Genomic DNA, 19,575 nt, shown 5'->3' with positions numbered 1-19,575 from the left:
TAATGAACGAATCTTGTCATGACAATGTTAGATTTGAAGGAGGGCGTTATGCCGATTCCAGCAGGATTTTCCACACCCAACCGACTGTCGGCGAAACAGCGCGCCTTCCAGCAATTGCAGGAATGGATCATCGACGGAACGCTGCGGCCGGGGGAGAAATTGAACGACGCGGAGCTTGCGGGCGCGCTCGGCGTAAGCCGCACTCCTGTCCGCGAAGCGCTTCAGCTTTTGAACGCGGAAGGCTTCGTCGAGATGAATCCGGGCGTATCCACGCAGGTAACCGAAGTGGACGGCGAAGACATCACGAAGATTTTGCCGCCGCTCGCCGCTTTGCAATCGCTGGCTTCCGAGCTTGTGGCTACGACGATCGTACCCGAGCAGATCGAAGAGCTGCGCCGGCTCAATGCGGAGTTCGGCGAAGCGCTGGGCAAAGGCGATACCGCCTACGCGTTGAAGCTTGACGAAGAATTCCACGGCGCGATCGTCGAGCTGACGGAGAATTCGTACATTTCCAACACGATCTCCATGTTCCAGGCGCATGTTCGCCGTTTGTTTTTCCATAACTCGATCATTCTGACGCAGGATTCGATCGAAGATCATGAATTGCTGCTTCAGGCTTTTGAACGGGGGGACGGCGAGAAAGCAAGATTGATTTCCCGTCGAAATTGGCTGCGCGCGGTCGATATTTACCATGCCAAGAATGAGCCGACCGTTTAAGCAGTTACCATTTTACTTTATCGCATTAGGGCGTGTACGCGAAGGCGTCGCCCGCCACACTTAGATTCCCTGGTATGTCGACTGCACTCTCGGCTTGGACAAGCTGCTCAGCCTACGCATCAGGTTTTACAACTGGAGGATTTATCATTATGTCGAAAAAAGCGCCTTTATCGTTCGTGATCATACTCGGTGCCATGCTGTTCGCCTTGTTCTTCGGAGCGGGCAATCTGATCTTTCCGCCGATGCTCGGCCAGATGGCCGGATCGAACGTCTGGTCCGCCAATGCGGGCTTCCTCGTAACCGGAGTCGGTCTGCCGCTGATCGCCGTCGCTTCGTTCGTGTTCTCGGGCGAACGCGATCTGCGGGGGATGTCCGATCGCGTCAATCCGACGTTCGGACTTGTTTTTACCGTCGTGCTGTACCTGGCGATCGGTCCGTTCTTCGCCATGCCGAGAACGGGCAGCGTCTCGTTCGAGATCGGCGTGAAGCCGCTGCTGCCTGCCGCCGATTCGCACCATCTGGCGCTGGCGATCTTCACGACCGTCTTCTTCGGCCTCGCATGCCTGCTGTCGCTGAATCCGACGCGGATCATCGACGTCGTGGGCCGGGTGCTGACGCCGCTTAAGCTGACCTTTATCGGCGTGCTGGTCGCTGCCGCGCTGATGTATCCGATCGCGAAATTCGAAGCGCCGGATGCGAGCTATGCGGCGAACGCCTTTTTCAAAGGATTCCAGGAAGGTTATCTGACGCTGGACGCGCTCGCTGCCGTCATCTTCGGGATCATCATCGTCGGCGCTTTGAAGGACCGGGGCGTGCAAGGGCGCGGAGCGCTGATGAGCGCCTGCGCCAAAGCGATCCTGATCGCGGCCGTGCTGCTTGCCTTCATCTATACGTCGCTGGCCTATATGGGCGCATCGAGCGTCGGCAAACTCGGCGTGCTCGGCAACGGCGCCGACGTGCTGGCCGCAGTCTCGTCGCATTACTTCGGCGCTTACGGCTCCGTTTTGCTCGGCTTGATGATTACGGTAGCCTGCATGACGACCTGCGTCGGACTGATCACATCCTGTTCGACGTTCTTCCACGGACTGTTTCCGAAGCTGTCTTATAAAAAGATCGCGGTAACGCTGGCGGCGTTCAGCGCGCTCGTTGCCAATATCGGCCTGAACGGGCTGATCAAAGTATCCGTACCCGTCTTGATGATGCTTTATCCGCTGGTCATCGCGTTGGTGATCCTCACGTTCCTGCACCCGCTGTTCAAAGGCAGAAAAGAAGTGTACCAGGGCGCGATGCTGCTGACCTTCCTGGTTAGCCTGTTCGACGGGATCAAAGCGGCGGGAATCGAACTGACGGCGGTTGAACGTCTGTTTGCCGAGATCCTTCCGTTGTACGGCGTCGGACTGGGTTGGCTGCTTCCGGCCGTGGTCGGAGGCATCGGCGGCGCGATCGTCGCGAAGTTCACCGGCAAGCCGGAAGGGTTGACCGCGCGCGGAACTTCGTCGGAACCGTCTGCCAAAGCGGCGGCGAGAGTCAACTCGGATAAAGGATCGACCGCCGGAGATTGAATCGGCAGTTGATTGCGAAAAGGATCGAAACCGGAACCGACTTCTGTCGGAGTTCCGGTTTTTTTGTACTGTCGAGCCATGAATGTTCAAATTTTATAAGTTCCCAATGGGAAACATTGCACATTGGGTAATGAAATGATATAGTCATTTTCAGATGTTTCAGCAAATGACTGAAAGAATTCAGCGCGGAAAGGAGGGCAAACATGGCCAAGCAAAGCCTACGTGATCTGAAAAAGGAAGAAACCTGGCATGTACTGGCGCGAACTTCTTTTGAGCTGGCGTTGGAAAAGGGATTGGACGGCTTTACGATCGAGGATGTGGTGCAGCGTGCGCATTATTCGCGGCGAACGTTTGCCAATCATTTTTCATGCAAAGAAGAAGCGGTCGCGATGGCAGTCGTTTCTTTAAGCAGCGCAGAAGGCGATCAGCAGCGCGAAGAGGTTCTGCGGGAAGTGGATTCGCTTCCGGCGGAAGGGTCACCGCTCGAAGCGCTCGAACAGTGGTTACGCATGAACTTCACGGCTAACCTGCTGCGGAAGCTGCGCGAGCTTGTGGTGCTTTCCAAGTCGTACCCGACTTTGGAACCGTACGTGTTGAATGTCCTGCATCGTCTTCAAGCGGCGGCTCAGATCGAGTTGCAGCGGGTTTGCGGCGATCGTTATGTTCAGGGCTATCCGCATCTTTTGGTAGGAGCTGTATTCGGAGCCGTCTTGTCGGTGCTCGAAGGAGAAGTTCAGGTTCAGCTTCCGGGTGAAGAACCTCGGGAAGAACCTGATGCAATGACGTTTGACGAGTTTTTGAAGATGACGTTCGGCTATTTGAAAAACGGATTTTGAGGAGCGAAAACAAGTGTCCAAATTTCTGTACAGATTAGGCAAGTCGGCTTACAGCAAGCCTTGGTTGTTCATCGGAGGATGGGTCGTCGTTCTGGCGCTCGTCATTTCGCTGCTGGGCATCAACGGAGTCAGCGTCAGCTCGGAAATGAAGCTGGAAGGCACGGAGTCGCAAAAAGTGCTCGACCAGTTGGCCGAAGTGCAGCCGGAAGCGTCCGGCGGACAAGGCAGCGTCGTATTCGTCGCTCCCGAGGGCGAAAGCCTGAATACGCCTGAACGTCTCGCGGCAATTCAGGAAGCTGTTAATGAAGTGTATGGCCTCGACCAGGTGCTGAATGCGCCTGAATTGGCCGCGCAGGCGATGGCTCAAGCACAAGCGCAGGCCGCTCAAGGAGCGGCAGGCATGGGCGATACGTCCGCCGGAGCGGCTCAAGGAGCCGATGCCGCCGCGCAGCAGGGAGCGGAAGGCGCGGCCGGCAATGACGCGGACGCCCAGCAGGGCGCCGAGATGGCGCAGCCGGGCGCGGCCGGAACCGATGCCGATGCCCAGCAAGGCGCAGCCGCAACCGATCCGGCCGCAGGCGCGCAGCAGGGCGCAGCGGCGGGTTCCGCCGAACTGCCGCCGTACACGCAGCTCGTCGTCGACGGCATGCCGGTCATCGGCGTGACCGTCGCGAACGACGGCAGCGCGGCGCTGTTCCAGTTCCAATTCACCGTCCAGCAGTCCGCGATCTCCGACGAAGTCAAAGAATCGGTAATCAACACCGTCGAAGGCGTAGCGGACGAAACGGGCCTCAAAGCCCTGCCGAGCGAATCGCTGCTGCCCCTCGATATCCCGATCGGCACGAACGAAGTGTACGGTCTGGTCGTCGCCGTGATCGTTCTGATCATGACGCTCGGCTCCGTGGTCAGCGCAGGGCTGCCGCTGGTCGTCGCGCTGTTCGGCGTCGGCATCGGGGTCGGCGGCGCGTACGCGCTCTCGACGTACCTGAGCATGAGTTCGATCACGCCGGTACTGGCGTTGATGGTCGGCCTTGCGGTCGGCATCGACTATGCGCTGTTCATTATCAACCGCCAGCGCCGCCTGATCTTCGATCAAGGACTGAGTGCCAAAGAAGCGGCCAGCCGTTCGATCGGCACCGCGGGCAGCGCCGTGTTCTTCGCGGGCCTGACCGTTATCATCGCGTTATGCGGTCTGCTCGTCATCGGCATCACGTTCCTCAGCACAATGGCGCTGGTCGCTTCGGTGACGGTACTGCTCAACGTGCTGATCGCGCTCACGCTGCTGCCGGCGCTGCTCGGCCTGATCGGCGAGCGCATCTGCTCCCGCAAAGCGCGCGACAAAGAAGCGGCAAACCAAGCTTCCCGCGCGCAAAAACAGTCCAAAGCACGCTGGATTCACGGCGTGATCAAATTCCGTTGGCCGGTGATCCTGCTGATCGTCGTCGTGCTCGGCGTCGCGGCCATTCCGGCTTTGAAAATGGATCTGGCGATCCCGTCGGCCGCTTCGGCCGATCTGGATACCGCCAAGCGCCAAAGTTACGACGCGATCTCGAAAAGCTTCGGCGAAGGTTTCAACGGCACGCTGCTGATCGTGGCCGAATCGGCAAACGGCGAAGACGTGACGCCGCAAACGCTGGGCGCGCTCACCCAAGGCATCCAGCAGGTGGATAACGTGTCTGTCGTATCGCCTTTGGGCATCAGCGAGAACGGCAAGCTGGCGCTGTTCAGCGTCATTCCGAAAACCGGACCGAACGACGAAGCGACCAAGGATCTGGTCACGACGCTGCGCGACGAAAATGCCGCATTGTCCGCCGATAACGGCATCAAGTTGGGCGTTACCGGCGTGACGGCGGTCAATATCGACATGTCGGCGAAGCTGGCGGAAGTATTCCCGATCTACGTCGGCATCATCGTGGTGCTGTCGCTGATCATCCTGCTGCTCGTGTTCCGCTCGATCGTCGTGCCGATCAAGGCGACGGTCGGCTTCCTGCTCAGTATCCTGGCCACGTTCGGCCTGACGACGGCCGTGTTCCAATGGGGCTGGCTGCATGACCTGTTCGCGTTCGATACGGCGGGTCCGATCCTGAGCTTCATGCCGATCATGGTTACGGGCATCTTGTACGGCCTGGCGATGGATTATCAAGTGTTCCTCGTCTCGTCCATGCGCGAATCCTACGTGCACGGACACCGCGGCAACGACAGCGTGATCCATGGGTACGGCCAAGCCAGCCGCGTCGTATTGGCGGCGGCGGTCATCATGGTTGCCGTGTTCGCAGGCTTTATCTTCACGCACGACATCATGATCAAGCAGATCGGCTTCGCGCTGGCGATCGGCATCCTGATCGACGCGTTCGTGATCCGCATGACGCTCGTTCCGGCGGTCATGTCGCTGTTCGGCGACAAAGCCTGGGCACTGCCGAAATGGCTGGACAAGATTCTGCCGAACCTTGACGTCGAAGGTGATAAGCTGATCGAAGAGCTGAAGGCGCAGGAAGCGGCCGAGGCTGCGAAAGGGCGTTAATCCGTTTATAAAAGCAACAAATACCGATACCCGAAAAGAACCCGGCCGAAAGCGCCGGGTTCTTTTTTCATGCAAAAGCGGCACAAGCGAAAGCTGCCGACTAAACCGATCAAGGAACGACGATGCCCGCTTCTTCCATAAACTTCGAAAGCGCGGCCGTCCTGTACGTGTCCCGGCGCCGGATAAACACCGTGGGCACGATCCGGTAAGAGTCTTCCAGCGGGTAAGCGTTCAATCGGCCTTGCATCCTCGATTCAATCATGGACATCGGAAGAACCGTCACGCCCAGTCCGTATTCCACGCATTTCAGAACGCCTTCCAACGTGCCGTATTCCATCACCTTCATCGGCTGATGCCCGTTGTCTTTCAACCAGTGCTGCCAGCGTCCCAAATAAATGCAGTGTTCGAACGAAGAAAGCAGCAGTTTTTCCAAAATCGACGTCAAAACGAAAGGGTCCGTCGAGTAAGCCGTAATCAACGCAAGCGATTCTTCCAGCACCGGGTATTCGACGATTTCGGGATGCAAAACAGGTCCGTCCACGAACGCGCCGTCCGCTTTGTATGTGAGGATATCCTCGATCTGATCCACGGTAGGCGCTATCGTCATGCTCAATTCCACCTGCGGAAACCGTTCATGATAGCGCGCGAAAATAAGCGGCAAGTGCGTGGAGGCCGTTGATTCCATCGCGCCGATCCGCAGCGGTCCGCTCGGCGCCGAAGAGGGGTTCATCGCTTCGAAAGCTGCTTCGAAATCGTTCAGCAGCTTGTTGGCATGAGGCAAAAATTCGCGTCCGGCAGGCGTCAACGATACTTTTTTATGGGAACGGTACAGCAGCGCGACGCCCAATTCTTTTTCCAGACGTTGAATGCGCGCCGTCACGTTGGACTGCACGTAGTTCAGTTTTTCCGCCGCTTTGGTGATGTTTTGCTCGATCGCGACCGCTTTGAAGATCTCCAACGATTTGATGTCCAAGCCTATGCGAACCTCCTTGCATCTCGAAAAGTGATGATAAATCTATATTTTTATGATTTTACGCGATGCAAAAGGACGTGTGAACTTGGGGGAACCAAGCAATCGAATATCATCAAAAGGCGGGATAACATGGATTACCGAGCGATTAACCTGAGCGAAAAGTTTTCTTTGCTGCACGAACACTGGTCTCCGAGAGTGATCGGCGAGATGAACGACTACCAATTCAAGATCGTCAAGATCGAAGGACATTTCGCCTGGCACGTTCATCGGGATACGGACGAAGTATTTGTCGTGATTCAAGGGGAGATGGTCATCGATTTCCGCGACGGGCAGGTCAAGCTGCCCCAAGGCGAGATGTTCGTCGTGCCGAAAGGCGTCGAGCACAAACCGTTTGCCGAGCGCGAGTGCCAAGTTATGCTGGTGGAGCCGAAAGGGGTATTAAATACCGGCGATACGGAATCGGACCGCACCGCGGCCAACGATATTTGGATCTGACATCCCGATAAAAAACATACCGAAAACACAACCTTCCGTTACACTTGAAGCAGAAAGCCCGAACGTCGCTAAACGAAGCCGAGTCTTCGGGAAGCGAAAACCGCAGTTTTTGAACCCATGCTTATTATTTTTAATAGAAGGAAGTGAACGAGCCCATGAAAAATATCGAAACGAATCGCTTGATCCTGCGCAATTTCTCCGAGTCGGACGCTCCCGGACTGCTCGCCTACATGTCTGCTCACCGAGTAAACTGCTTTTTGGACGGCCGGATCAATACGCCGGAAGAAGCTTTGACGGAAGTCCGCAAGCGAAGCGAAGACGACTCCCAGATTGCGGTCGCGCTCAAAGAAGACAATATGCTGATCGGCGAACTGTTCTGCATGAAAGAAGAACCGGATACGTTCAGCATCGGCTGGAATTTCAACGCGGCTTACGAAGGCAAAGGGCTGGCGAGAGAAAGCGCGGAAGCGCTGCTGCATCATTTGTTCGAGGAAAAAGAAGCGAGAAGATTGTACGCCTACGTCGAGGATAACAATTTCAGATCCCAAAAGCTGTGCGAGAAGCTCGGCATGCGCCAAGAAGGTTGCATGAAGGAATTCGTTTCGTTCACGACAAACGAAGACGGGACGCCGAAATACGAGAATACGTTCCTGTACGCGCTGCTGAAAAAAGAATGGTCGAGCCGCCGAGAGTCTTGAGAAGAATCGGCCGGCGAACCGCACACGAAAAACCGCCGCGGGCCCAAAGCCTTCAACGGCGGTTTTTGCATGGATGTTTAGCCGATGCGCGTTTAATCTGCCGCGCATCTTTCTGCTTAAGACTCCAATAAAGACTTCAACTGCCCGTCGATAAACGCATTATCCTCCTGATTGATTCCCCGCCCCGCGAAATGCCCCCAATCCGATACAATCGGGCTGCAAACGGCATTCGGCATTCGCGCAACTTCATATTCATTGTCTTCCGCCCGGCAAAACAAATCCGTGCTTCCCGGCATGAGGCAGGCGCGGGCCGTGATGCTCCGCAGCGCAAGGTCGAAGTCTCCTCCGTACATCCCGTTATCGCTGATATCCGCGCTTTGCCCCGTCGCCAGCATCGCCAGCACGTTATGCGGGTCCATGTTCATAAAGCTGTTTTCCCACACGCCGCTCACGAAAGATTCCAACGAGTCAAAGCCCATCTGCCCGTACATCTTTTCCCGGTAAAAAGCATGCGACAGTCCCCACCCCGCGTACACCTTGCCGACGGCGCGCATATCCGAGGAGGTCAAGTCGTCCGTTCTGCCGGGATCGAAGCCGACGGAGGCGAGCAGCGCGGCTTTCAAGCTGTCCAGCACCACGAACGTATGCGGCCACGGCTTTGCGATTCCGGCAAACGGCGCGATTCGCTGTACCGTTTCCGGATAGCTGGCTCCCCATTGGAACGCTTGAATGCCGCCCAGCGACCAGCCGACGACGAGCGCGATCCGGTCGATGCCGAATTTTTCGCGGATCAGCCGGTATTGAAAAGCCACGTTGTCGTAGACGCTGACCCGAGGAAAACGGGACCGGTCGTACGGCGCGGGCATATTGCTCGGCGAAGAAGACAGCCCGTTTCCCAACAAATTCGGCACGATGATGAAATACTTGTCCGGATCAAGCGCCTTCCCGCTGCCGATCAGCCATTCGTTCTGCGCATGCGTATCGCCGAAAGCGGTCGGATACACAATGACGTTATCTTTTTCCTCGTTCAAACGTCCGTAAGTCTTATAAGCGAGAAAAGCGCCCGGCAGCGTCGTTCCCGATTGCAGCTTCGCGTCGCCCAGATTGAAAATCTCGTAGTCCATTTAGGTATCGCTCCTTTCATGATAAAACGGTCGGGCATGTGGACGGCATGATCTCCGCGAGTAGGCCCGTCGCGTCTTCCCGTGTTAGTATAGAGCCGTTGAATGTTCAATAAAAGTGAACGTAATTGAACGCTATACTCAAATAAAATGAAGATAAAAGGAGACGGAACGATATGGAACTCCGGCAATTGAACACGTTTCGCACGGTCGCTTACACTTTGAATTTCACGCGTGCCGCCGAAGCGCTGAACTATGTGCCGTCCAACGTCACGATGCAGATCAAAGCGCTGGAAGAAGAACTCGGCGTCCCGTTGTTCGACCGTTTGGGCAAGCAGTTGGTGCTGACCGAAGCGGGCAGGCGCTTTTTGAACCATGTCCGGGACGTGTTCGAAAAGCTGGACGAAGCGCGCGGCGACTTGCAGGGCGGCGCAGGGTTGAACGGTACGCTGACGGTCAGCGCCAACGAAGTCATCTGCGCGTATCGGCTTCCGGCCGTTTTTCGCAAATTCCGTTCGCTGCATTCCGGCGTGCGCCTGATCTTCCGTTCCGTGCCGAACGGGGAACTGAAGCAGGCGCTGTTCGAAGGAACGGCGGATCTGGTGTACGTGTTGGACGAAGAAGTACGCTCGAACGGATTGGCGGTAGAGCCGCTGATCGACGAGCATTTCCGCTTGTTTGCCGCTCCCGATCATCCGCTGGCCGCAAGCACGTCGCTGTCTCCGCACGATTTTCGCGGCGAAGTATTCCTGACGAACGAAAAAGGCTGCCCGTACCGGACGCTGTTCGACCGTTCTTTCGAAAAAGAAGGCGTCGACGATATCACGTATTTGGAGTTTCAAAGCGCCGAAGCGATCAAACAGTGCGCCGTTTCGGGGATCGGGATCGCTTTTTTGCCGGAGATCGTCGTGCAGGCCGAACTGCTGCGCGGAGAGCTCGTGACTCTGCCTTTGGACACCTCTCATCTTCGCGTCCGCACGCAGATGTTATGGCATAAAGACAAATGGCTTTCGCCCGTTATTGCCTCGTTCATGGAAGCGTCCAGAGAAATGCTGAGGGAGCGCGGAGATGATACAATCAAGACGACAACCATCGCGAAGGAGTGGATTTCATGATCAAATGGGGAATTCTCGGCGCGGGCAATATTGCTCATCGCTTTGCCGCTGCCGTAGGGCATGAGCCGAATAGTACGCTGCACGCAATTAGCGGGCGCGACGAGAACAAGCTGAAGACGTTTACCGACAAGCATCCGGCCGACAAGCTTTATCTGTCGCACGACGAGCTATTGGCTGATCCCGACATTGATGCGATCTATCTGGCGCTGCCGCACCAACTTCATCATGAATGGGCGATTAAAGCCATCCATGCGGGCAAAGCCGTTCTGTGCGAAAAACCGGCATCGCTCAATCTCCGAGAGATGCAGGATATCGCCGACGCGGCCCGGAGCCGCAGCGTGCTGTTTATGGAAGCGATGAAGCAGCGCTTCGTGCCGCTTTACCGCGAACTCCGGCGCAGAGTGGATGCGGGCGAGATCGGCAAAATCACTTCGATCTATGCCAGCCTGTGCAACGAAATGCCGCAAGGATTGAACACCTATCATGTGCAGCCCGGCCACGGCGGTTCGCTGCTGGATGTCGGTACATACTGCGCAAGCTGGATCGAAGATTTTTCCGCCGGCAGCCTTACATTGGAAACGGTCGCCGCCAATCAGCAGGATTTCGTCGATTACTACATCGATGCCAAGCTGCATGCCGGCGACGTAAAGGCCGGATTGGAATGCGCATTCGATCGTCAAAAAGAACGCGTTGCCGTGCTGCAGGGCGAGAACGGGCGAATCGTCGTTCAGGATCTCCATCGTCCGGTGAGCATGACCGTTTACCGGGACGGACAAGAGCCCGAGCAGGTGAATGTTCCGTACGAGATCGATGATTTTTACAGCGAAGTGCATCATTTTGCGGAATGTTTGCAGCAGGGACGTACCGAGAGCGATATTATGCCGTTATCCGCGTCCTTGCGCTGCGCCGAGATTCTCGATGCGGTTCGCGCAGGACTGACCTATACGCCGGAGTGTCTGGAGGTATTGGCCGAGCAGGAGGAGCTTCTGCAATATGAGGCGTTCGGATCGAAGGAAGCCTTGGAGTTGGGAAATACGATCGTGGAATTGGCGAAGGAATATGACCGCGAGATTGCCGTTTCGATCTTCCGGGAGAGCGACGGGCTGGTCATTTTCCAATACGTCATGGACAGCAAAGCCGCGCGCAATATCGGTTACATGGAAGGGAAACGCAGGGCGGCCCTGTCGACGGGACATTCCAGCGTCTGGATGCACGTCGATCACGAGCTGAACGGAAAATGGAGCGAGGAGATGGCGAATATGCCGCACTTCGTTCCGTCAGGCGGCGCTTTCCCGATTCGCGCGAACGGAGAATGGGCGGCGACGCTTTCCTTAAGCGGGTTGCGCGAAGGACGGGATCATGAGCTGGTGATTCGCGCGTTGAGCAAAGTACTGAACCGACAGGTTCCCGCGTTTCCGTGCGCGACGATCTGATCGTCGAATGACAGATAAGCGTCAATTCTCAAAAAAAGACCCGGCTCGCGCAATGGCGACGAGCCGGGTCTTTTACGCGATTCGGACAGACGCGGCCGTTATCCTCTTGCCCCGGACGCATAAGCTTCCGGCGTTACGCCGATCACGGCTTTGAAATCTTTGATGAAATGGGCCTGATCGTGGTAGCCCAGGTCGTGCGACAGATGCAGCAGCTTGGGAACCGTGCCTTGCCCGCCGCCGCGATCCAGTGCTTCGGCGGCTTCTTGCAGACGATGCAGTCGAATGACCCATTTGGGACTGAGGCCGATGCGTCGGCTGAACAGCCGCTGAAGCGTACGCTTTTCCATATCGATCGATTCGCATAACGCGTCGACCTTCGTCAGTTCCCGCTCGTCGGCAATGGCAGCGGTGATCTGATGCAGCAGCTGCGTCTCCGCATCCTTTTCCGGACAAGAATCAAGCAGCAGCCGGTCGAGAAGTTCGCATAATGCGGCGTTATCCTTCGTATGCAGCGCTTGTTCCAGCGATTCGGCCGTCGTGTTCAGGAAGCGATCGACCGGAAGCGGACGTCCCTCCAATTCCGACAGCGATTCGCGGTAAAAAGGATAAAAGCCGCCGGGCCGGAACTTGACGCCGAACACTTTGCCTTTTCCTTGAAGCAGATAGGCAAAGCGCGAGGTCGACGGCATATAACCAGCGGTACGTCCCGGCTCGATGACGAGATTGACGCAAGGATTCGGCACGACTTCTTGCTGATACGGCTTCGCCCCGCTCAGATCCCACTCGACGGTCCAATAATGGCGGACGAAGTTCGCAAGCTCCGGCGCGGGATCGTAACGAAGCAGGCGAAAATGATCTTTGCCGATCTCGGGATTGAGCACGCCGAGGCGGGGTTCGGACGAATCGAAAAAAGGGGAGCGCGGAGCGTGGGTTCGCGTCGCCGCACAATCTTTTGCCCGTTCATTTTCAGGAAAGTGATCCATGCCGTCCTCCCGTTTTTTATTCAAGTGGCTGTCGCGTTTTTACAATGCGAATATACGTTCCTTAAGTTAAGCTGATTGTAACACGGAAGCCGCGGCAACGCGAGAGCGTCATCCAAGAAAAGCGGTATTCGAATCCATTACAGGGAGGTTCAATCATGAAGCTGGAATACGTGATTTATATCGATGCCAAGCCGGAGAAAGTCTGGGAAGCGCTGGTGTCGCCGGAAGGGACGAAGGCTGCCTTTTTCGGATCGCAATTGAAGTCTTCGTTTGAAGTCGGCGCTCCGTTCGAGTATGTCGGTCCGGGCAGCGAGGGCGATGCGACGGTGCACGTGTACGGAAATATTCAAGCTTATGAGCCCGGGAAAAAGTTGGCCTATCTCGAACATCCGGGCCCGTCTTACCGCGAGCGGCATGCCGAGCTTACGAGTGTGGTGACGTTCGAGTTGGAAGAGGCGGGTACGACGACTAAGCTGACGCTGGTCAACGACGAGTGGAGCGAGAACCATCCTGCCGCAGATAACGCGAAAGGAGCTTGGCCGATGGTGATCAGTTCGATCAAGACTTGGTGCGAGACGGGCGGGACGCTGGATTTCGGTTGGTAAGAAGTTCGGCGCGGTTTGGGGTATATACCAGGTAGCAGTCTGCCTACGAGCGGCCGCCGAATACGATAAACGGGAGATGAACGAGGATGCGCAAGCAGACGGTTTTCATTACGGGAGCCAACAAAGGAATCGGGTACGAAACGGCCAGGCAGCTGGGCAAACGGGGATACTTCGTCTTTGTGGGAGCGCGAAGCGAAGAAAACGGCCGGGAAGCGGTTCGCAAGCTGCGGGATGAAGGCATCGAAGCCGAATACGTCCGGATCGATATGGCGGATCCGTCCGCGATCTCGGAGGCGGCCGAAACGATCGCGGGCCTGACGCCTTCCCTGGACGTGCTGATCAACAACGCGGGCATCGGGGCCGGCGGCAACGTGCCGAGCGAACAAAGCATGGAAGACATCCGCAAGGTGTACGAAGTCAACGTGTTCGGACCGATCCAGGCCATTCAAGCGATGCTTCCTTTGTTGAAAAAAGCGCCGAGCGGCCGAATCGTCAACGTCTCGAGCGGTCTCGGTTCCCTGACCTTCCACAGCGATCCGTCGCATGAGCATTACGGCGTCAATCCGCTGGATTACAACAGTTCCAAAACGGCGCTTAACGCCGTGACGGTCATGTTCGCCAAAGAATTCGCCGGAACGCCGATCAAGATCAATGCGGTCGATCCGGGTTATACCGCCACGGACATGAACAACAACAGCGGTCCGCGAAGCGTCGAGCATTCCGCCGGCACGGTAGCGGGATTGGCCGTGATCGGCGAGGACGGACCGTCCGGCAAATTTTTTGACGAAAACGGCGAGATTCCCTGGTAACAAGCACGCGATCCCCGCATGACCGGGCGAAGTCCGGGGGGACTCAAGAAAGCAAAATCAAGCGAAAGCGCCGATAAAGCGGCGCTTTCGCTTTTTTGTCCGTTTGGCGCCGGAGGAAAGGAAAGCGTATAATAAAGAAATATGTTTTTCGGCGAATACAAAGGTTCGAAGAAAGAAGGAATAAGCAATGAGCGATCGATTATCCGAAGCGGGAAGCCCGTGGCCGCGAATCGGGACCGCGGCCTTGATCTCGCTTGCGGGAGCGCTGCTTTTTCAGGCTTTGAACCTTCCGGTGCCTTGGCTGCTCGGAGGACCGATGCTCGCGTCTCTGATCGGTTCCAACGTACTGAAAAAGAAGCTTTACGCCTGGCCGTCGCCGCTGCGCAACGGAGCGCTGATCCTGATCGGCTATACGATCGGCCTGGCGCTGACGGGCGAAGCTTTGCGGCGCATGGGCACGCAGGTGCCGTATATGATCCTGATGACTTTTTTGCTTCTGTTATTATGCGCGGGTCTTTCGTTCGTGATCGGCAAGTTGTCCGGCACGGATTTCAAAACGTCGCTGCTCGGCAGCGTTCCCGGCGGATTATCGCAGATGGTCGTGCTGGCCGAAGAGACCAAAGGCGTCGATCTGACGCTGGTGACGGTCAATCAGGTGATGCGGCTGCTGCTGATTATCGTCGGTATCCCGCTGATGATCTACAGTCCTCTTTTTGCGGGTCAGGCAGGAGAAGCGACAGCGGTCGCAGCGGCGGAAAGCATTCCATGGAGCGGCTTGTTTCCGAATATTTTCGTATACGGGCCGTTATGCGCAGGACTGGCTTTGCTGGGGAAAAAAGTACGATTTCCGACGGCGTTCCTCCTCTGTCCGGCATTCGGCACCGCGCTGCTTCAGGCAACGGGTTTCCATGCGCCGGAACTGCCTCACGCACTGACCGCCGCGGCACAGCTGGCACTCGGAACTTACGTCGGAACGCTGCTCAAGCCTGCCCGGATTCAAAATAAAGTCCGCACGTTATCGCTGTCCCTGCTCAGCGGGGTACTGTTGATCGTCGGCGCTTTCGGCTTGACGGTGCTGCTGACGCGTTTGCAGCCCGTGACGGCACCGACGGCATTGCTGAGTCTCGCGCCGGGCGGGATGGATCAGATGGGCGTCATCGCCCACTCGATCGGTGCGGATCTGTCGATCGTATCGGGGTATCAGTTGTTTCGGACGTTCTTCATTTTCTTCGCGATTCCTCCGCTGCTGCGAGTGTTGTTCCGGTATACGGATCGCAGATCCGAAGCGAAAACGAAAACTTCTCCCGAATCGGGAGAAGGAAAGATGCGGGCAAGCGAAGCCGACGGAAACGCAGGTCGGCGATAAGAAGCGCGGGCTAGGCGCGAACATTCAGAAAATTCGTCGCGAAGGCGCGGAGGAAGAATCTTCTCCGCGCTTTTTGTTATGCGCGAATAGGCGAATCTTTCCCGCTTTGTCCATCGCGGCAGCCGCGAGCGCGGACAGCGCGATCGACACCAGGCACACGGCAACGTAATGCACGGGGCTGTTCGCGATCAGCAGCCGTTCGCCGTTTACGGCTTCGGCGCCGCCGCGAACCAGGACGATCGCCCAAGGATGCAAAATGTAGATCCACGTTCTCCAAGCGCGAAGAGGTCTGGAGCCGCGAACGTTCCAGGTCGTCGACCAAAGGAACAGCAGGAATGCGGCCGGAATCGACAGCAGATACAGGCTGCCGTGCCGGGGCAGGTCGAGGCCGCGAAGCCATTCGCCTTCGGCGATCAGCAGAAGCAGGGCGACGATCGCCGCCGCGCCGAGCCGGATGCCGGCGAAGCGCGAAGGCGCGGACTTCGGCAGGCCCCGCCGGGCCAGCGCCGCGCCTGCCAGAATAGGCAGAGGCGCGAAAAACAGGCCGTTGCGCGTATAATCCATCCAGGCGTAAAGCGCATCATAAGCCGGTTTCAGATGCAGGGCATTCGCGGCGAAGCCGTAATAGCCGTCGCCCAGCAGACCGAACGCGTACAAAGCGATCGCGGCCGTCCAGGCCCAAGCCATCGAAGGCAAGCGGCTCAGGAAATAAATCAACCAGATGCCGATCCAAAGCGCCGGGAAAAACCACAGATGATAAAAGGTGCCGTCCAGCACGATATCCCGCAGAACCGAGCCGACGTCGAAGCCCTGCGCGAAATCGCCTTTGTAGACGTTGAGCGGCAGATAGATCAGAATCGACAAGCCGTACAGCAGCGCGATCTTGTTCGTGTAGCGGAGGACGGCGGAGCGGTTCGCGGAAGCGTCGTCCGCGAATTTTCGGAACAGGAAAAATCCGGACCCGATAAAAAAGATCGGCACGGCTACCCTCGAGATCAGCCCGGCGACCCAAAAGTCGGCCTGCGGGCTGACGCTCGCCAGCGGAGACGTGTGGTTGGCGATCACGAGCAGCGCGGCCATGAATTTCAGCCAATCCGTGCCGCCGATATTCCGGGAAGATCGTGCCGCGGGCCGATCAGTTCCCATGGGAAGCCTCGCCGTGTCCGGCTTTCGCGCGCTCCTGCCGCAGAATCTCGACATATTCCTCGAGGCACAAGTCGCGTTCTTCCATGATCGCGGCATGCGGCGCGCCGACGTAACGAAAATGCCAAGGCTCGCAAGAAATGCCGGTCAAATGCTCTTTGTGCGCTTTGTAGCGCTGGACGAAGCCGAATTCGGCCGCTCTCGCTTTGAACGCGCCGCAGACGCCGTCGTCCGGAAATTCCGGCGCGATAAAGTCCAATCCGCCCGCCGCCGAGCCGACGTCCACGGCCAATCCGGTATGATGCTCGCTGCATCCCGGCAGCGCCACGAATTTGGCGGTGTATGGCGCGCCGTTTTCCCGCAGCGAAGAGTAATAAATCTCCGTCTGTTCGGCCAGGTCGCGGTAACCGCTGACGACGACGATGCCGTTTTTGCCGCTGACGGCGTCCAGCAGCGCGTCCAGCCGTTGCAGGCAGGTTCGATCCAGCCGGATATTCGAGTCCAGCGCCCGAATGTCCGGGAAGGCGCTTACCGGAGCAAGCCGGCTGTCCGTATCCTCGGCGCTTTCGGTCCAAGGATGGTGCCGGTTGACCAGGACCGGCACCGAGTCCGGTTGTGGCGCCTTATTCGTGCGTGCTCTCATTTCGGTTTTCGGTTGATGCACCGGATTCGGCTGCTCCTTCATTTCGTTGCTATACCCGTTTATCTTCGCAAGACGTCTTGTTTCGGTTTCCATGCGTATTCCTCCTTCGTCAAAGCTTCGCTGCCGAATTCCGGTTCGTAATTTCTCGGCACTCTTCCGGTCAAGGAAGCGGTGATTTCCTGCGGGACGATGCCGGCGCGAGACGCGGCTTCCGCGCAGGAGATTTTTTCGCCGCCCTGGCTGCCGATCAGGACGACCGGGTCGCCGGCCCGGCAAGGGGCCGGCAGCCGGACGGTCAGTTGGTCCATGCCGATCCGGCCGACGATCTCGGCGCGTCTGCCGCCGACGAGCACTTCGCCGCCCTGCATGATCTGCGACCATCCGTCGGCGTAGCCGATCGGGACGGTACCGATCCATTCCTCGCCCCGCGCCGTATAGGCACGGTCGTAGCCGATCGTGTCTCCGGCGGATACCCGCTTGGCCTGAATCAACGCGCTGCGCAGCGTCATCGCCGGCTCCAGCTCCCACTGTGGAGCGAGCGCGGAAGGGTAGAAGCCGTAAGCGGCCGCGCCGATCCGTATCATGTCGAGCGCCATTTCCGGAAAGCGCAGCGCCGACGCGCTCCCGCAGCAATGTAAAAGGGCAGGGTGAATCCCGGACGAACGCGCCCATTCCGTCATGGACAGGAAGCGTTGGTATTGCAGCTTCACGAATGACGCGTCCGCCCAGCCCGCCGTCGCGAAATGGGTGAACAATCCTTCCGTAACGACGTCTTCCCTTTTCAACCAGGGAACGATCCGCTCCCATTCTTCGAGGCTTCTCAGCCCGATCCGGCCCAGGCCGGTATCGAGCTTGACGTGCACGCGCAGCGGAGGGCCGTTCGGCGGTTCGGTTCCGATGCCTTGCGGGAAGGCTGCGTTCGGATCGCTTTTGCGCGTTCCGTCGCCGCCCGGTCCGCCGAGGCTCCGCCGAAGCTCTTCGCGCTGTCGGAACCAATCGGCTTCCGTGACGGTCAGCCGGATATCCAGCGCGGCCGCGAGTTCCGCGTAACGCGGCGGAACCGGCGCCAATACCAGGATGGGCAGCCGGATGCCGCGCTCGCGCAGCTCGACGGCTTCTTCGAGCAGCGCGACGCCGAGCATGTCGGCGCCGGCCGCGAGGGCCGCTTCCGCGCTCTCGATCGCGCCGTGCCCGTAGCCGTTCGCTTTGACGACCGCCATCAGCCGGACCGAAGCGGGGAAGCGGCGGCGGATCTTCGACAGATTGCGCCGAATCGCCGCCGTATCGACGTCCGCCCGGGTATCGCGGTACACGGCGCTCATCGCGCGCCGCCGACGGACGCCCGCGTACGGCCGCGCTCCAGCGCGTAGTCCATCAGCTTTTCGATCAGGGCCGCGTAGGTCGTGCCGTCCGTCCGCTCCCACATGACGGGATACATGCTGGTGCCGGTAAAGCCCGGCAGCGCGTTGATCTCGTTCAGGTAGACCCGTCCGTCTTCACCGAGGAAAAAGTCCACCCGCGCCAGTCCCGAGCAGCAGAGCGCTTCATAAGCGCGGATCGCCGATTCGCGGATCTCTTCGGCGGCCGCGGGCGGGATTTCGGCCGGAATCGACATGCGAAGCGTCGGATCGGCATATTTGGCGCGGAAGTCGAAAAACTTCACGCCGTGCAGGAATTCGCCCGGCAGCGAAGCTTGCGGGCGGTCGTTGCCCATGACCGCGACCTGGATCTCGCGGCCGGGAACTTCCCGCTCGATCACGAGCTTGACGTCGTGGCGCAGCGCCTCTTCGATGCCGGCTTCCAGCGCGGCCTCGTCTTCGCAGCGGCTGATGCCGATCGAGGAGCCGAGCGTCGCCGGCTTGACGTAGCCCGGCAGCAGGCCGCGCTTCTTCAGGCGGCTCAGCACGCCCGCTTGATCTTCTTCCCATTCGCGGCGCGTGACGATCTCGTATGCCGTTTGCCGGATGCCGGCGAGTCCGGCGAGCCGGTGGGTCACGTCTTTGTCCAGCGTCATGGCCGCGGACAGGACGCCGTTGCCGACGTAAGGAATGCCGAGCAGTTCCAGCAGTCCCTGCACCGTGCCGTCTTCGCCGTTAGCTCCGTGCAGCAGCGGCAGGGCGACTTTTTCGCCGGGAAGAGAAAATTCGGCCTTCAGGACTTCGCCGAGCGAAGAAGCCGCGTCGGCATGTCGGGACACGGGCATCAGGTTTTCCGCGTTCAATCCGTCTTCCGGCATCCGGCCCAGTCCGGTCCATAGACCTTCGCGCGAAATGTAAATCGGATAAACCTCGTGCTTTTGCGTATTCAGCGCCTTCAGCACCGTGGCCGCCGTTTTCAGCGACACTTCATGCTCGGGCGATTGGCCTCCGTACAGAACGTAAACGATCATGGGGTTCAGCTCCTTCGGTTATTCTGGATGTTCGATTCTTGCCCCGGGTACACGAAAAGACGGGGCATGGCTGAAATTTATATCGCCTTTCCGAAATTTCGTACGCGGGCAGCTGCGGAAACTCGAAAATTCCGATCTGTTGTTTAGATGTAGCCGAAGACCGAAG

The 19,575-nt window shown here is 58.1% G+C and carries 18 protein-coding genes; 11 read left to right on the top strand and 7 right to left on the bottom strand.

Annotated elements, in window-relative coordinates; genetic code table 11:
• Positions 1-48 precede the first annotated feature (48 nt).
• The 4 genes from HRQ63_RS17025 to HRQ63_RS17010 all read left to right on the top strand — a co-directional run bounded on the left by HRQ63_RS17025 (position 49) and on the right by HRQ63_RS17010 (position 5,636).
• Positions 49-717, top strand: a complete 669-nt coding sequence (locus HRQ63_RS17025; RefSeq protein ID WP_172245916.1) for a GntR family transcriptional regulator — start codon at positions 49-51, stop codon at positions 715-717.
• 149 nt (positions 718-866) lie between these two features.
• Positions 867-2,279 (top strand): branched-chain amino acid transport system II carrier protein, encoded by a 1,413-nt coding sequence (gene brnQ / locus HRQ63_RS17020; protein WP_172245914.1) that lies wholly within the window; start codon positions 867-869, stop codon positions 2,277-2,279.
• A gap of 203 nt (positions 2,280-2,482) precedes the next feature.
• Positions 2,483-3,115 carry a TetR/AcrR family transcriptional regulator gene (locus tag HRQ63_RS17015; RefSeq protein ID WP_172245912.1) on the top strand — a complete coding sequence of 211 codons (633 nt, stop codon included), beginning with the start codon at positions 2,483-2,485 and terminating at the stop codon, positions 3,113-3,115.
• 13 nt (positions 3,116-3,128) lie between these two features.
• Positions 3,129-5,636 (top strand): MMPL family transporter, encoded by a 2,508-nt coding sequence (locus HRQ63_RS17010; protein WP_172245910.1) that lies wholly within the window; start codon positions 3,129-3,131, stop codon positions 5,634-5,636.
• A 109-nt stretch (positions 5,637-5,745) separates the two neighbouring features.
• On the opposite strand, the gene HRQ63_RS17005 is transcribed toward HRQ63_RS17010, so the two are convergent.
• Positions 5,746-6,609, bottom strand: coding sequence for a LysR family transcriptional regulator (locus HRQ63_RS17005; protein ID WP_172245908.1), 864 nt, complete (start codon positions 6,607-6,609; stop codon positions 5,746-5,748).
• Between the two features lie 129 nt (positions 6,610-6,738).
• Here HRQ63_RS17005 and HRQ63_RS17000 point away from each other — a divergent pair, with 129 nt between their 5' ends.
• A complete protein-coding gene (locus tag HRQ63_RS17000; protein ID WP_172245906.1) occupies positions 6,739-7,104 on the top strand; it encodes a cupin domain-containing protein in 366 nt (121 codons plus the stop codon).
• 155 nt (positions 7,105-7,259) lie between these two features.
• Complete coding sequence (locus HRQ63_RS16995; protein ID WP_172245904.1) at positions 7,260-7,802, top strand: GNAT family N-acetyltransferase; 543 nt, start codon at positions 7,260-7,262, stop codon at positions 7,800-7,802.
• Positions 7,803-7,918: 116 nt separating this feature from the next.
• On the opposite strand, the gene HRQ63_RS16990 is transcribed toward HRQ63_RS16995, so the two are convergent.
• The gene (locus HRQ63_RS16990) at positions 7,919-8,926 is read right to left on the bottom strand and encodes an alpha/beta fold hydrolase (RefSeq protein ID WP_037285505.1); all 1,008 of its coding nucleotides are present in this window, start codon (positions 8,924-8,926) and stop codon (positions 7,919-7,921) included.
• A 173-nt stretch (positions 8,927-9,099) separates the two neighbouring features.
• Here HRQ63_RS16990 and HRQ63_RS16985 point away from each other — a divergent pair, with 173 nt between their 5' ends.
• The gene (locus HRQ63_RS16985) at positions 9,100-10,038 is read left to right on the top strand and encodes a LysR family transcriptional regulator (protein WP_172245902.1); all 939 of its coding nucleotides are present in this window, start codon (positions 9,100-9,102) and stop codon (positions 10,036-10,038) included.
• Positions 10,035-11,471, top strand: coding sequence for a Gfo/Idh/MocA family oxidoreductase (locus tag HRQ63_RS16980; RefSeq protein ID WP_172245900.1), 1,437 nt, complete (start codon positions 10,035-10,037; stop codon positions 11,469-11,471). The genes HRQ63_RS16985 and HRQ63_RS16980 overlap by 4 nt, the downstream gene beginning before the upstream one ends.
• 98 nt (positions 11,472-11,569) lie before the next feature.
• Here the strand turns inward: HRQ63_RS16980 and HRQ63_RS16975 are convergent, their stop codons facing one another.
• Positions 11,570-12,454, bottom strand: coding sequence for an AraC family transcriptional regulator (locus HRQ63_RS16975; RefSeq protein WP_172245898.1), 885 nt, complete (start codon positions 12,452-12,454; stop codon positions 11,570-11,572).
• A 155-nt stretch (positions 12,455-12,609) separates the two neighbouring features.
• On the opposite strand from HRQ63_RS16975, the gene HRQ63_RS16970 reads away from it, so the two are divergent.
• From HRQ63_RS16970 to HRQ63_RS16960, 3 genes are all read left to right on the top strand, one after another.
• Positions 12,610-13,059 carry an SRPBCC family protein gene (locus HRQ63_RS16970; RefSeq protein WP_172245896.1) on the top strand — a complete coding sequence of 150 codons (450 nt, stop codon included), beginning with the start codon at positions 12,610-12,612 and terminating at the stop codon, positions 13,057-13,059.
• A gap of 86 nt (positions 13,060-13,145) precedes the next feature.
• Positions 13,146-13,868, top strand: coding sequence for an SDR family oxidoreductase (locus HRQ63_RS16965; protein WP_172245894.1), 723 nt, complete (start codon positions 13,146-13,148; stop codon positions 13,866-13,868).
• 187 nt (positions 13,869-14,055) lie between these two features.
• On the top strand, positions 14,056-15,234 hold the full coding sequence (locus HRQ63_RS16960; RefSeq protein ID WP_172245892.1) for an AbrB family transcriptional regulator: 1,179 nt from the start codon (positions 14,056-14,058) through the stop codon (positions 15,232-15,234).
• Positions 15,235-15,258: 24 nt separating this feature from the next.
• On the opposite strand, the gene HRQ63_RS16955 is transcribed toward HRQ63_RS16960, so the two are convergent.
• From HRQ63_RS16955 to HRQ63_RS16940, 4 genes are read right to left on the bottom strand one after another with little or no spacing between them, the layout of a single operon-like run.
• Positions 15,259-16,380 carry an acyltransferase family protein gene (locus HRQ63_RS16955; RefSeq protein WP_172245890.1) on the bottom strand — a complete coding sequence of 374 codons (1,122 nt, stop codon included), beginning with the start codon at positions 16,378-16,380 and terminating at the stop codon, positions 15,259-15,261.
• Positions 16,370-17,113 (bottom strand): D-alanyl-D-alanine carboxypeptidase family protein, encoded by a 744-nt coding sequence (locus tag HRQ63_RS16950; RefSeq protein WP_172245888.1) that lies wholly within the window; start codon positions 17,111-17,113, stop codon positions 16,370-16,372. Before HRQ63_RS16950 ends, HRQ63_RS16955 begins: the two co-directional genes overlap by 11 nt.
• A complete protein-coding gene (gene alr, locus HRQ63_RS16945; RefSeq protein ID WP_172245886.1) occupies positions 17,080-18,342 on the bottom strand; it encodes an alanine racemase in 1,263 nt (420 codons plus the stop codon). Before alr ends, HRQ63_RS16950 begins: the two co-directional genes overlap by 34 nt.
• Positions 18,339-19,409 carry a D-alanine--D-alanine ligase family protein gene (locus HRQ63_RS16940; protein WP_172245884.1) on the bottom strand — a complete coding sequence of 357 codons (1,071 nt, stop codon included), beginning with the start codon at positions 19,407-19,409 and terminating at the stop codon, positions 18,339-18,341. Before HRQ63_RS16940 ends, alr begins: the two co-directional genes overlap by 4 nt.
• Positions 19,410-19,575 lie beyond the last annotated feature (166 nt).

It is taken from the genome of Saccharibacillus endophyticus (genome assembly GCF_013185185.1).
Taxonomy (GTDB): domain Bacteria; phylum Bacillota; class Bacilli; order Paenibacillales; family Paenibacillaceae; genus Saccharibacillus; species Saccharibacillus endophyticus.
This window is presented reverse-complemented; position numbering and strand designations above follow the sequence as displayed.